Source organism: Streptomyces sp. YS-3 (assembly GCF_045257485.1).
GTDB lineage: Bacteria > Actinomycetota > Actinomycetes > Streptomycetales > Streptomycetaceae > Streptomyces.
In genome coordinates this window covers 1-13,146 of sequence record NZ_JBJHPC010000020.1, presented here as the reverse complement: position 1 = coordinate 13,146, position 13,146 = coordinate 1, and the positions used below count along the sequence as shown (strand labels likewise).

The following is a 13,146-nucleotide window of genomic DNA, read 5'->3' as shown; positions in this document are numbered from 1 at the left end:
GGACAGGCGTCAACTCCTCTTCGTATGACGTGACTTACGCCGTGCGTGCCCGTGCTCGATGGGTCAACCGTTGCTGCCCGGGCGGTAGACGCTGAGGTCACCGTAGGCCGACAGAGTGCCGGCCACGTCACCCGGTTTGTGCCGCAGGGTGGTGTCCAGGAAGGCGAGCGTGGTTGCGGCGACGACCCGCGGGCTCTTGGTGCGGCCCAGGGAGCCGACCATCGAGGGCACGGGCGGCAGGTACAGGGGGGCGTCCATGAAAGTGAGGTGTGCGGCGCCGGGGACGGTGAGCCGGTAGCTCGTCGAGGTGCTCAGCTTGAGGACCTTGGTGAGGCGGGGTATGTAGCGCGGGTCGGTTTCCCTGCCGATGGCCTGGGTGAGCGCGAGCACCGGCTGGTGGAAGGGGAGCGGTTCGGGGTCGCGGGGGTAGCCGTCCAGATCGACGACCGCCGCGAACCGAAGGTCCTGGCGTGCTGCTTGCAGGGCGGCGGCGCCCCCCAGGGAGTGTCCGGCCACCGCGGCCCGGCCGGTGTCAAGATGCCCGGTCAGCGGGCCCGCGATGTCACCTCGGTCGAGGCGGCCCAGCTGAGTGAGGACGAAACTGAGGTCCGCGGCCCTAATCCTCGTGGTTTCGACGGCCCGTTTGTCGTCTTCGTCGTCGTCGCCGGTGGAGGCGATCCGCGTGTTGATCGTTCGGCCGTCGGCGAGGACGACGGCGGCGGAGTCGTACGGGTGGTCGAGGGCGGCGACCACGTAACCGTTGCTGGCCAGTTCCTCCGCCCACGCGGTGTTCTGCGTGCGTACGCCCCCCAGCCCGGGAGAGAACACCACGAGCGGGAACCGTGTGCCACCGCGGGCCACCGGGGCGTCGAACACCGCATGGGTGTGGGCGCGCGGGACACCGTCGACCAGGAAACCGGGGAGGCCGGCATAGCGCGCGAGGGCATCGGAGACGGTGCGCGCCTCCTGCTCCGTGCGGCCCAGGTACGGGGCTCGCCGCGTGTCCTCGGGACTCTTCTGCGCGGGGTACCAGAGCTGGATCACGACCGTGCGCCGGTCGCCGGGTTCAGGAGTGGCGGTCTCGGGTCGGTTCGGGTCGGTCCACTGCATCACCTGGGTACCGACCGCGAACTGGCCCGTCGGCTCGGGGAACACCGGTATGGGAAAGGCCCAGGCGGCCACCGGGCCGGTGGCGATCAGACCGACGCAGACCACCGATCCCGGCAAAGCCACCCACCAGGGGGCCCGCCTCGTCGGCCGTCCGGTACGTCGTCGAATCAGGGGCGAGACGGCGAACGGCAACGCGAGGGCGGCGCCGGCCACTACCGGCACCATCTGCCAGCGGAACCCCGCCACGCTCAGCGCGACCGTGGACACGATGAAACCCGCTCCCGCCGCCATCGTGACGGGTGGGCGAGCGACGGGGGGGCAGCCAGCGCGCCACCACCAGCGCGACGGCACCCAGCAAGGCGAGGATTTCCAGGGGGGACATGGGCAGTCCCGTAATGATTTCGGTCACCTGGCCATCCTCGGCGCGTGGTACGCGCCGCCACATCGACCCAGGGTCGCCGTCGTATGCGACCGGGGTCGCTGTCCCGGACACGTCCTGTGTGCGATCCCAGTCGCAACCGGGTCCCTCGCCCGTGCAACCGGAGTCGCCCTTGCGCCGCCATGTCAGAGGCCGCTTTGCGACCGGGGGAGGTAGGGGGACTCCTCCTGTGGTCGTACCTCGGCCCGGTGTGATCAGACGCTGGACTCATGCGCTCGACCGGCCCGCGGCCTACCGTGACAGGGCCGCGGTACGTGCCGGGCAGCGCGGCGGGTCCTGCTTTCCCCGCGCCCGCCCGAGCTCCAGTTGTACGCGGGGCAGCCCCGTCCGGGGCCAAGGACGCCGAATCGACAGGGACATGTGATGACCGAGGCGGCTGCGCAGACCGGCAGTGCCCACCCGGCGGGCCACCGGGACCCGGCGCGGCGGGCGTGGACGGCCATACGGCTGACGAGGTACGCCGGCCTGGCCTCCGCACGAGCGGTGCGACCGATCAGTGCGGCTCGGCGCTGGGGCTCGCGGCTGCCGCCCACGGTGGCGGATTCGCTGCTGCCGGCGTTGCTCCTCCTCAACATCACGACCACGCCCGTACCGCAGAGATGGCCGGTGTCCGTGGCACTCACCGCCGCCCTCGCGCTGCCCCTGGTGTGGCGGCGCCGGGCCCCGCGCACGGTCTTCGGTGTCGTGGCAGCCGCCGCCTTCGTCCAGTGGCTGATGGACGTCCAACTGCTGGCGGACATCGCCTTGCTGGTGGCGCTCTACACGGTGGCCGCGCACTCGGGGCGGCGCGGCACGCTCGTCGCCGGTGTTGTGGTCGAAGCGGGAGTCCTGCTGGCCTGTCTGCGCTGGGTGGCGGACGACGCATTTCTGACTCCCTTCGTGGCGGTGACCGCGATGGTCGTCGCCGCCGTCCTGGGTGTGAACGTACGGACCAGGGGCGACTACCTCGCGGCCGTCGAGGAACGGGCCGCGCGCCTGGAACATGAGCAGGAACAGCAGGCGCGATTGGCCGTCGCCGAGGAAAGGACACGTATCACCCGAGAGATGCACGACATCGTCACCCACAACCTGTCCGTCATGGTGGCGCTCACCGACGCCGCCCTCTACGCGCAGCACCGCTCGCCCGACAGGGCCACTACCGCGATGCTCCAGATCTCCGAAACAGGCCGACAGGCCCTGACCGACATGCGGCGCTCCCTCGGTGTCCTGCGGACCGACGAACCGGACGCGGAACGCCACCCGCTGCCCGGCATCGCACAACTGCCCTCTCTCGCCGACCAGATGGGAGCCGCAGGCCTGCTCACCTGCCTCGAAACCCACGGCGAGTACAGCCACATTCCCGCCACCGCCCAACTGACCGTCTACCGCCTGGTACAGGAAGCCTTGACCAATACCCTCAAGCACACACCGACCGGCACGCACGCCAAGGTCCGGGTGCGGTGCTCAGCCGAGACCGTCACCGTGGACGTCACCGACAGCGGCCCACCGCCCCTCCACCGCGGCACTCCACCGTCCGGCGGGCACGGCATCCCGGGTATGCGTGAGCGTGCGGCGGCGTACGGGGGAAAGGTGCGGGCCGGGCCGCTCCCGGGTGGCGGCTGGGGAGTCCATACCCGTCTCGACCTCGGCAGCGGTGAGGAGGTGTCCTCATGACGATTCGCGTCCTGATCGTCGACGACGAGGCGCTGCTCCGTATGGCCTTCAGCACGGTTCTGGAGGCGCAGCCGGACATGGCACCGGTCGGCGAGGCCGCGGACGGCACCGAGGCCGTACGCCTCGCCCGGGAACTGCATCCCGACGTCGTCCTCATGGACGTCCGGATGCCCGGGACCGACGGGATCGAAGCGACCCGACAGATCATCGCGGCGTGCCCGCGCAGCAGAGTGCTGATCCTCACCACCTTCGACCTCGACGAATACGCGTTCGCCGGACTCCGCGCCGGAGCTTCGGGCTTCCTGCTGAAGAACACCAGGCCCGAGGAGCTGCTCACCGCGATACGCAACGTGGCCGCGGGCGACGCGGTGGTCTCCCCGCGGATCACCCGCCTGCTGCTGGAGAGCTTCTGCCCGCACATCCCCGACGGCAGCGGCTCCGGCCGCGACGACGAGCGGCTGCGACGGCTCACCCCCCGCGAGCGCGAGGTGCTGATCCAGGTGGGTCGCGGCCTGACCAACACCGAGATCGCGGCCACCCTGCATCTGGCGGAGGCGACCGTGAAGTCCCACCTGGGGCGGATGCTGCCGAAGCTCGGACTCCGTGACCGGATCCAAGCCGCGATCTTCGCCTACGAGAGCCGCCTCATCCACCCGGCGTGACACCGGCACCCGGCCGCGGCTGCTTGGTCTGTCACCCGAGCGACCGCGTCCGGGCGGCGCGCCCGTGGTGGTCTGCGTAGCGTGAGGGCATGTCCCGGACAGCCGATCGGTGCCGTGGCCGCCTCGCGCCGGAAGCCCGCCGACTGCGAGCCGCGGTGGCTCGGCGCGGGGTCATGGGTCGACCACCGATGGGGGAGTCATGGGGGTGGCTCCCCAGTCCCCCGTCTCCCTAGGGAGGATCATGTCTCTGGCCCACCCCGCCCGTACGCCCGACATGATGAACATCATGATCGTCGGCGACTCGATCAGCCATGGCAGCAGCGGCGACTGGACCTGGCGCTACCGGTTCTGGAAACACCTGCACGAGCACGACGTCAGCGTCGACCTGGTGGGTCCCAAGGACACCCTCGACAACATCCGTACCGCCGAGGTCGGCGACGACGACGCCACGTACGCCGAGTCCGGGTTCGACCCCGATCACGACGCCCAGTGGGGCCGTCCCTACGTCACCGAGAAGGACGAGATCGAGGCCAAGGTGCGTGAGCACCGGCCCGACTACCTGCTGGTGCTGCTCGGCATCAACGACTTGTTCTGGTACGGCATCGAATCCGAGCAGTTCGAGGTGAACCTGCGGGAGTTCATCGCCGCCGCCCGCCGGGCCGACGGACACCTCGCGATCGTCCTCGGCACCATCCTGCCATGCCGCAAAGCGGTCGATGACCCGGACTTCGGCGCCCGGGTCGACGCCTGCAACGACCGGTTGCGCGCCGTGGCCGAGGACCTCGCCACCGCGTCCTCCCCGGTGGTGGTGGCCGAGACAGCCGCGGAGTTCGTCGCGGCCGACCACACGTGGGACGGCACCCACCCCAACCCCAACGGCGAGATCCGCATCGCCGCCGCGTTCGCCGATGTCCTCGCCGACCGCTTCGGCATCGGCACCCGGTATCCCCGCCCCTACCCGGACGTTCCGCCCGTCGCCCCGCAGGCCAAGGCGAGCATCGACTGAGACACCTGATGGGCCGGGTCCCCCTGCTCTCCCCACACAATCACCCCAGGTCAGCGGCGTTTGTCTCCCCGCGGCCGTTGGTGGGAAACGCCCAGTAGCCGGGCCTCCCCCTCCGGGTCCACCATGGAAGAGAGGTCGGCGCAGGCGCCGAATACCTCCGCGTCGGCGCGCCTCCGGAACCCCACCGAGGAGGCAACCACCATGAGTGACAGCTATGGCCGACAGGCACCACCGCTCACCTTGGATGAACTGGCCCGCCGTGATGACATCCCCGCCACCGAGAAGCAATCCGACGAGGCACAGGCGGGACTGGCATCCGCTCGTGTCACCGTGACCGTCCCCCCAGGGCAGCAACTGCAGCACAGCGACGGCCCCACCATCGTCCTGCCCGAGGGCTCCTTCCACGGCCGGACCGTGGACGAGACCCGGCTGCACGAACCCGACTCGCTGGCACCCCCGGACGAACCGCCGCGCCCCTACCGGCCGCTGTGGCAGCCGCAACTGCACTACCCCCGCCTGACCGGGGTGCCGGAGACCCGGCTGCGCCGGATCAACGGCAGCACGGTCGTCGTCCCGACCGACAGCGGCCATGTGTACGGGGAGTACACGGCCAGACAGACCTACTACCCGTCGGGCTACCCCTGGGCATGCATCGGACGGCTGTTCGTCTGGAGCGACGCGAGCCAGCCGAACTGGGACTCCTACGGCACGGCGGCACTCGTGGGCAACCGCACGGTGCTGACGGCCGCGCATATGGTTCCCTGGGGCGCGTCCAACTGGGCGGCGCAATTCATCGCCGGCTACTACGACGGCAGCTCCAGCGCCGGCAGCGGCGGCCAGTCCTGGGTCACCAACGCCCACGGCTATGCCGGCCACGACGTGACCGCCCACGACATGGCCGTCCTGCGTCTGGCCGACCCGCTCGGCGGCTGGCTCGGCTCCCTCGGCACCAAGGCGTACGACGACGGCTGGGAGGGCGGCAACTACTGGACCCTGGCGGGCTACCCGAGCGCTGTCACATCCGAACGCCCCAGCTTCCAGGCAGCCATCCACGTCATCGACGACGACGAGGACGGCGACGCACAGGAACTGGAGCACCACGGCGACGACACCGGCGGTGACTCGGGCGGCCCCTTCTTCGCGACATGGGACGACGGCCCGTACGCCATCGGCACGGTCAGCGGCTACGAGGAGATCTCCGGACCGCTCGGCATCGGCAGCGAGGACAACAACATCGTGGCAGGTGGACCGGCCCTCAACGCGCTCGTCAAATACGGCCGCGACACCTGGCCGTAGCCACCGCGAACGGCCCGTCCACAGGCGACGAACCACGACCGACCTGTTGTCAGTCACTCGTGCCCTTCCGCTCCTCGCCGCCGTGCGTGACGCCCCGGAGAGGCCCCATCACGGCGACGGGGAGTTCGGCACTGCCGGATGGCCGTCGAGCACGGTCAGACGGGCGATGACCTCGTCACCGGAAGTTGCTGCCGTCGGCTGGAAGCCCACGGAGGCGTACAGCTTCGCGGCAACGGTGTTGTCCGGGTGATAGGAGAGTCGCAGCTCCCGGCAGTCCTCACGTCGGGCCAGCCACTCCGTGAGGGTGCGCACCGCCGCCCGACCGATCCCCTTGCCCTGCTCGGGGGCATCGATCACCATGCCCCCGAGCCAGTACGAGCCGCCTTCGTCGCGGCCCCACATGAGGTGCCCCGCCACCGTGTCATCGGCGTAGACCGCCAGCGAGTGCCAGATACCCCCCCGCGACGACAAAAGCAGGTAACGGGCCGCCAATGCGGGCACGTATCTGCGCTGGTCGTCCCGCGGAGCGACATCCGCGACGGCACGCCAGTTCTCGTCGTTCACCTCATGCAGGACGACACGTCGCCCCGCCCTGTCAGAAAGCCCAAGGGTCATCACGGAGAGCAGGCTACGAACCACACGGTTGATCCGCGAACGATTTGGCTTCGTGAGCCCCGCAACGGCAGGCCCCCGCAGCGGGACCGGCAGTTTCTGCTGGATGTCGAGGTGCCGGACCCGCGTCCGCCGTCGGCTAGCGTCGGCACCCCCTGGCCTCCAGGGCCTTCGGCAGATACGCGCGAAGGAACTCCTCCAGCGCTTTACGGCGTTCGGCGGTCCGCTCCGGAACCGGATGCGGTGAGGTGAGGTCGACCAGCGTCACGAACTTCTGCCGCCTGCCCTCGTACGCACAGGCGCTGACCGCCACTCCGCCCTGGTCCGCGATCCGGGCGTCGTCCCCAATGGCGGCCTTCTGCGGATTGCCCATCCGTACCAGGGTGCTGTGCTGCACGGCGACCGGATCCGTGGCCGCGTCGGTCACGTCGTCCGTGAGGTACACCGTCTGCTTGTTGTCCACGGAGAGCGCGCAGACGGAGCTCCGGGGACCGAGGTCCTTCCGCGACTGGTCCAGCTTCTGTCCGTCCGGCAGCAGCGGGGCCAGCGGCTTCGCCCCTACGGGCACACCGCAGAGGGCGTCGGGCACGGTGTATTCATCGGAAGCGGAGCAGCCGGCGAGGACACCCAGCGCGGCGCACACAGCGAGAACGCGGAGCGTGCGGGTCACTGGTCACCCGCCAGGCCCTGGGCCGCCGCGTTGCCGTTGAGGGCGGCGGTGCTGGCCTCGTTGGTCAGCGTGTACGCGTCCTTGCCGCTGTTGGGGTTGACCCTGTCCCACTGCTCGGCCAGCGCCTTGAGCTGACCCTCCCGGCCCGTGAACACCTTGCCGTTCTGCTCCTGGATCTCGTGGTTGATACGGGCCTGCTCGTCCAGCTGCCACTGGTAGGTCAGCGCGTCGACTCCGCGCTGGGCGATGTCGCCGACCTCGGGAATGAAGTTCACTGCCGCGCCGAAACCGTGGTACATCCACTTGGCGTCCCAGGACGGGTCGTGCTTGTCGGTCTTGAGCGCCTGGTAGCGGGCCTCCTCCAGGAAACCCGTGGTCTGCCCGGCCCGCTGGAGTGTCTCGTGCGGGTCCTTGGGATGGTCCTGGTAGATGTCCCGCACCATCTCCTGGTTCATGAAGTCGTTGAGCTTTCCGTACGAGTCCTGGCTGCGCGAGATCTGCTTGGTGACTTCCAGGAGTTGGCCGCGGTCGAGCAGCTTCGGGTCGTTCGGGTCGTTGGCGAGCGCGCTCATCGAGTAGTGGACCTCGTCGGAGTGGTTGCCGAGGACGATCGCCATGTCGTCGCGGAACTCGGGAGCGAAGTCGTCACCGGCCGCCGCCAGGTATTTCAGTGACCGGTCGAGGACCTGCCGGTGCTCGGGTGTGTGGTCCACGGGCCGGGCGTTGGGGTCGTTCGGGTCGACTCCGGTGGCGGCTGCGATCAGCGCCTTGCCGGTGGCGTCCCTGGACTGGTTGCCGTCACCGTGGTTGAGCGGTGTGTCGTCGAAGGTGTGACGGCCGTTGAGGACGTACTCCGCGTTGTCCTGCGGCACCGTCGCATTGAAGAACTGGGTCGCCGCGCCCGGTGACTTGGACAGGGCGGTCATGAACCCGGTCATGGGATCGCGCCCGAACTCGTCCCCGATGAAGTTCATCTTCGGCATCGCAGGGCCACCCACGCCACCGTTCCAGTAGTGGTCGGGCAACTGCATCTTCTTCTCGGTGGAGACGAGCGCGTTGCCGTAGTCGTTGAGGAACGTGTCGCCGTAGTCACCGACCCGCATCAGGTTGCTCATCAGCTGAAAGCCGTACACCTGCGTGCCGTGCGTCCTGATCGTCTGGCCGCCCAGACCGACCATCTCCTGCTCCCAGGTGCGCATCGCGGAGCTGTCGGTCTGGGTGGCCCCGGCCAGGGTGAGGCTCAGGTTCTTCTGCAGGTCGCCCAGCTGGTCCAGGCGGGCCCGTTGCAGTTGGCCTCCGTCGGAGGGGTCGGAGAGGTCGGCCCAGAAGTCGAGGAGGCCGCGCGAACCGAGGGTGGTGGTGAACTTCTCCTGGAAGAGCCGGTCGTTCTTGTACACACCGAGCTGCCGGGTGAGGTTGTCGAACTCCTCGGGGGTCATGGCGTCCCCCTTGCCCTTGACGAGGTTCGCCAGGTCCTCCGCGTCCTTGAGCGCCTTGGCAGCCGAGTCCCGGTCGCCGTAGGAGGCGTCGGAGAAGCCCAGCGGGGTCTGCCCCATCAGCGCGGTCAGCACCTGCGCGGCGCTGGTGTCGCTCTCGGTGGCCTTGCTGAGGATGCGCTGGACCTCGTCGCGCAGGTTGTCGACGTCGGCCATGGAGTGCCCGGGCACCGTGGTGCCCTTGGCCGCGCGGTCCGGGTGGATGTTCATGGTGACGGTGAACCCGCCGTGGCCGGTCCCGACGACCGTCAGATTGTTCTTCAGGCCGTGCTCGATGGCCTCGTTCAGCTTCTGCTGCCAGTCGACGAGTTCGTTGTACGTGTCCTGGAGAATGTTGCGGATGGTGGTCGCCTCGGTGACGGCGTCCCCGAACTCGTTGGCCGTCCGGGTGATGAACTGCCGGGTGACCGTGGCGTTCGCGCCCGCCCAATTGGCCTTCTGGGACTTGCCGTCCAGCAGGTTGTGGGCGTCCGTCCGCAACGACTCCAGCTTGCTGATCATCGCCGTCCAGTCGGAGACGGCCGTGCCGAGCGGGGTGAAGTTCCCGAATCGGAGTGCGTCCAGTTCCATCAGCCCTGCTTCCCTTCCCCGAAGGCCCGGTTGAGGTCGAGCGCGCTGAAGCTGGTGACGATGTGGTACTCGTCGCCCGCGTGCGCGTTCTTGGTGTAATCGAGGTGGTTGGAGATGTGCGCGCAGGCCTGGAGCAGGCTGTCGACCTGGTTGTTCCAGTGTTCGGCGACGGTGACGAGGGCGTTGCCGAGTGCGAAGTCCGTCTTCATCGCGGCTCCGGCGGCGTTCGTGCTCTGCTTGGCGTGGTCCCCGTCGGTGTCGAGCCGTTGGTGGAGCTTGAACGCCTCGTCACCGACGGCGGCCAGGTCGTGCTGGCTCACCACGAGGTCGCCGTTGACGGGACCGCCCCCGCGATCGTCGTCCGGCAGATGGTTGAGCCGCATCCGCCCGGAGTCCTGCTTCTGCGCGGCGGTGCTCTTGAGCTGATTCCACTCCTGTTCGAACGACACGCTTCCCCCAAGTGAGTGTCCATCGATCGAGAAGATCTGGCCGCATCCTACGGATGCCGGCGCGAAACCGCTGGAGAAATCCGGTCGGAAGATGCCTCAGGTTATTTCGATGTTGGCCATCATGCCCATGTCCTCGTGCTCCGCGTTGTGGCAGTGGAACAGGTAGCGGCCCCGGTACCCGTTGAAGCGGGTGATGACCTCGGCCGATTCGCCCGGCCGCAGCGAGATGGTGTCCTTCAGCCCGGCATCGTGTGGCAGGGGCGCGCGCCCGCCGCGCGCCAGCACCCGGAATCCGACCATGTGGAGGTGGACGGGGTGATGGACGTCGGCGACGAACCGCCATACCTCCACGGCTCCGAGCCGGGTGCGGACATCGGTGCGCGAGGGGTCGAAGGCCCGCCCGCCGATGACCCAGCCGCGGCCGTGCTGTGCCTGTCCGGCGCGGAAGGAGAACTCCCGGACCGCGGTTGCCTCGGAGCGCCGCCAGCCAGGCAGGTCGTCGGCGAGGACTCGGGGGATGCGGGCGCCTTCGCGGACGCGGCGCGCGATACGGAACGCCATGACCTCCCGGGTACGTCCGTTGCCGAGCCGGTTGACCAGACGCACCCGGCTGCCGACCGGCAGGCCCGCGAAGTCGACCACCACGTCGTAGCGTTCCGCCGGTGCGATCGGCAGGCCGGTGTGGGTGACGGGGGCGGCGAGCAGGCCCTGGTCCGCGCCGATCTGCACCAGGTCCAGGCGCCGACCGTCGTCGGTGACGGCCTCGATCCTGTAATGCCGGGCGTTGGAGGCGTTGAGCAGCCGCAGCCGGTATCGGGACGTGTCGACCTCGTGGATGGGCCACGGTGCGCCGTTGACGAGGATCACGTCGCCGAGCACGCCGGCCGCGTACGGGGCCCGCACGCCGGGCCGGTCGTGCAGTGCAGGATCGAGGGACGGGTAGGCCAAGGAGCCGTCGGAGGCGAACGACCGGTCGGCGATCATGAGCGGCAGTTCGTGGTCCCCGCGGGGCAGGTCGAGGGAGTCCTCGGTGTCGTCGCGGATGATGTGCATCCCGGCCAGACCGCGCCAGATCGCCGGGGCCGTGAAGTCCATGCGGTGGTCGTGGTACCAGAGCATCGCGGCGCGCTGGTCCATGGGGTAGGTGTACTCACGCGTGGTCCGGCTCGTGACCGCGCGAGGGTCGGGCATGGCGTGTCCGCTGGTGTGGTGCTGGTTCTGGTGGTGGGGTGCGGGACCGGACCGGTCGAGCGGCAGGACGAGGTCGGTGGGGTAGCCGTCGGAGGCGGCAGGGGTGCGCCCGCCGTGCAGATGCACCACGGTCGGCACCGGCAGCTCGTTGCGGTGCGCCACGGTGGCCGTTCGTCCGCGGCGGGACTCGATCGTCGGGCCGGGGAAGGTGCCGTCGTACGTCCATAGGCCCGTGCGGATCCCGGGAAGGATCTCCGCGTACACCTGCTGCTGCGTGATCTCGTACCGGTCGATGCCTCCGGAGGTGCGAGACGGCTTGAGGACGGTCGGGATCGGCAGGGGCACTGTGTAGGGCTTGGGCAGAGGCACGGCACTGCGCAGCTGGTTCCCGGTGCTCGCCGGGCGGTGGGCCATGGCGCCGGAGAGCGCCAGCCCGCCCGCCGTGGCCAGCCCCAGCGCGCCGCCGAGCCCGAGTACGCGGCGGCGGGTCCACTCTGCGTTGCTCCAGCCGTCCTGGGGGAGGAGTCGCGAGCGCTCAGACATGGTTCCCGTCCCGCCGGAGCTCGCCCGTGCCTTCCGCCTGGTCGGTCACGGCGAGATTCGGAAGGGGCCGCACCCAGACCGCGGCGGACAGCACGGCCAGTACGGCGATGATCATCACGCCGAGGGGAAGATGCACCCAGAGGAGGCCGGACAATCCCGCGAAGTACTGGCCCGTCTCGGCCGCAAGGATCAACACCGACGCCACCGCCGGCCACAGGCGGCGCGTCCGCGCCGAGGCCGCAGCGCCGACGGCGGCTTGCAGCAGTCCGAGCGAGAACACGACGTCGGCGCCGCGGGCGTGCCAGTCGAGGCCGCCGATCTCTCCGGTGAGGTAGACGCCTGCGAAGACCGGTTGGCCGAAGGCCGCAAGGGTGTGTGCTGTCACCGTCGCCCGGAAGAGCCGTCCGGCAACGCCGGTGGGTCGCACGGTGGTCGGGGGGCGTTCATCTGTACTGGTCACACCCCAACGGTCATGCCTGACGAGGCATCACGTCAAAGATCAATATTGCTATGCTGCTATGTCGTTCGGGCTATGCAACCCGGGCTGTGCGACCGGGCTATGGGAGGGAAGAGGAGAACGATGGACCTGCACGCGCTCGAACAGTTCCTCGTGGTCGCCCGGCTGGAGCACCTCAGCCGGGCAGCCAGGGAACTGCGCGTCGCTCAGCCCTCGTTGAGCCGCACCATCGCACGGCTGGAGTCCGAACTCGACGCACCGCTCTTCGACAGGGCGGGCCGTCTCCGGCTCAACGAGTCGGGGCGGCTGTTCCGCGATCACGTCGAGCGCTCCCTCGGGGAGCTGGAAGCGGGACGCCGCGCTGTGGCGGAGGCGGCCCGGGAGGGCGTCGGCGGTGTACGGCTGGCCTCGGAGACGTTCCTGACCATCACCGGCCCACTCGCCGCCTACAAGGACGCCCACCCCGATATCGACGTCGAACTGCACCAGATGCCGGCCGCCGACATGCACCGCGCCCTGCGCGCCCGCGAGGTCGACCTGTGCGTCGCCTCCCAGCCGATCCCGGACGACGGACTGGACAGCGTCCACTTGCACGACGAACCCGTCTGGCTGGCCGCGCCGCCCGGCCACCGGCTCGCATCCCGCGCCCGCGTGAGTGTCGGGGAACTGCGCGAGGAACCGTTCGTGATCTCACGGCCCGGCCACTGGCAGCGCCGCCTGCTCGACCGGCTCTTCGCGAGCCACGATCTGACTCCGCGGATCGTCTGCGAGGGCGACGAACCGGCCGCCCTCGCCGGCCTGGTCAGCGCCGGCATCGGCCTCACCCTCATCCCGGCCATGGCCCGCGGCGCCGACACCAGCGCACCGGGCGCCTGGATCGGCATCGACGACCCCGCCTGCCGCCGCACCCTTACGCTCCACCGCGCCGCCGACAGCCGACTCTCCACCGCCGCCCGGCTGATGCACACCACCCTCGCCACCTGGCCCTGGAG

Annotated in this window: 11 protein-coding genes and 1 pseudogene; 5 read left to right on the top strand and 7 right to left on the bottom strand. The window is 69.7% G+C overall.

From position 1 onward, the window contains the following. Positions 1-63: 63 nt before the first annotated feature. Positions 64-1,555: pseudogene (locus ACJA3G_RS03685) on the bottom strand (alpha/beta hydrolase family protein). Between the two features lie 357 nt (positions 1,556-1,912). Between ACJA3G_RS03685 and ACJA3G_RS03680 the strand changes: the two are divergent. The 4 genes from ACJA3G_RS03680 (at position 1,913) to ACJA3G_RS03665 (ending at position 6,166) form a co-directional block, all read left to right on the top strand. Then, complete coding sequence (locus tag ACJA3G_RS03680) at positions 1,913-3,202, top strand: sensor histidine kinase (RefSeq protein ID WP_406551395.1); 1,290 nt, start codon at positions 1,913-1,915, stop codon at positions 3,200-3,202. Further along, on the top strand, positions 3,199-3,864 hold the full coding sequence (locus ACJA3G_RS03675) for a response regulator (RefSeq protein ID WP_406551394.1): 666 nt from the start codon (positions 3,199-3,201) through the stop codon (positions 3,862-3,864). Before ACJA3G_RS03680 ends, ACJA3G_RS03675 begins: the two co-directional genes overlap by 4 nt. Positions 3,865-4,105: 241 nt before the next feature. Next, the gene (locus tag ACJA3G_RS03670) at positions 4,106-4,870 is read left to right on the top strand and encodes an SGNH/GDSL hydrolase family protein (RefSeq protein ID WP_406551393.1); all 765 of its coding nucleotides are present in this window, start codon (positions 4,106-4,108) and stop codon (positions 4,868-4,870) included. A 201-nt stretch (positions 4,871-5,071) separates the two neighbouring features. Then, positions 5,072-6,166, top strand: a complete 1,095-nt coding sequence (locus tag ACJA3G_RS03665; RefSeq protein WP_406551392.1) for a trypsin-like serine peptidase — start codon at positions 5,072-5,074, stop codon at positions 6,164-6,166. Positions 6,167-6,274: 108 nt separating this feature from the next. Here the strand turns inward: ACJA3G_RS03665 and ACJA3G_RS03660 are convergent, their stop codons facing one another. From ACJA3G_RS03660 to ACJA3G_RS03635, 6 genes are all read right to left on the bottom strand, one after another. Beyond that, positions 6,275-6,781, bottom strand: coding sequence for a GNAT family N-acetyltransferase (locus tag ACJA3G_RS03660; protein ID WP_406551412.1), 507 nt, complete (start codon positions 6,779-6,781; stop codon positions 6,275-6,277). 136 nt (positions 6,782-6,917) lie between these two features. Next, positions 6,918-7,367 (bottom strand): hypothetical protein, encoded by a 450-nt coding sequence (locus ACJA3G_RS03655; RefSeq protein WP_406551391.1) that lies wholly within the window; start codon positions 7,365-7,367, stop codon positions 6,918-6,920. Between the two features lie 77 nt (positions 7,368-7,444). After that, a complete protein-coding gene (locus ACJA3G_RS03650) occupies positions 7,445-9,514 on the bottom strand; it encodes a hypothetical protein (protein ID WP_406551390.1) in 2,070 nt (689 codons plus the stop codon). Then, complete coding sequence (locus ACJA3G_RS03645) at positions 9,514-9,963, bottom strand: hypothetical protein (RefSeq protein ID WP_406551389.1); 450 nt, start codon at positions 9,961-9,963, stop codon at positions 9,514-9,516. The genes ACJA3G_RS03650 and ACJA3G_RS03645 overlap by 1 nt, the downstream gene beginning before the upstream one ends. A 96-nt stretch (positions 9,964-10,059) precedes the next feature. Beyond that, positions 10,060-11,697: a multicopper oxidase family protein gene (locus ACJA3G_RS03640; protein WP_406551388.1), complete on the bottom strand. Its 1,638-nt coding sequence runs from the start codon at positions 11,695-11,697 to the stop codon at positions 10,060-10,062. Next, a complete protein-coding gene (locus tag ACJA3G_RS03635; protein WP_406551387.1) occupies positions 11,690-12,082 on the bottom strand; it encodes a hypothetical protein in 393 nt (130 codons plus the stop codon). Before ACJA3G_RS03635 ends, ACJA3G_RS03640 begins: the two co-directional genes overlap by 8 nt. Before the next feature lie 195 nt (positions 12,083-12,277). Here ACJA3G_RS03635 and ACJA3G_RS03630 point away from each other — a divergent pair. Then, positions 12,278-13,146 (top strand): LysR family transcriptional regulator (locus tag ACJA3G_RS03630; RefSeq protein WP_406551386.1); only part of this gene is annotated, 869 nt, incomplete at its 3' end.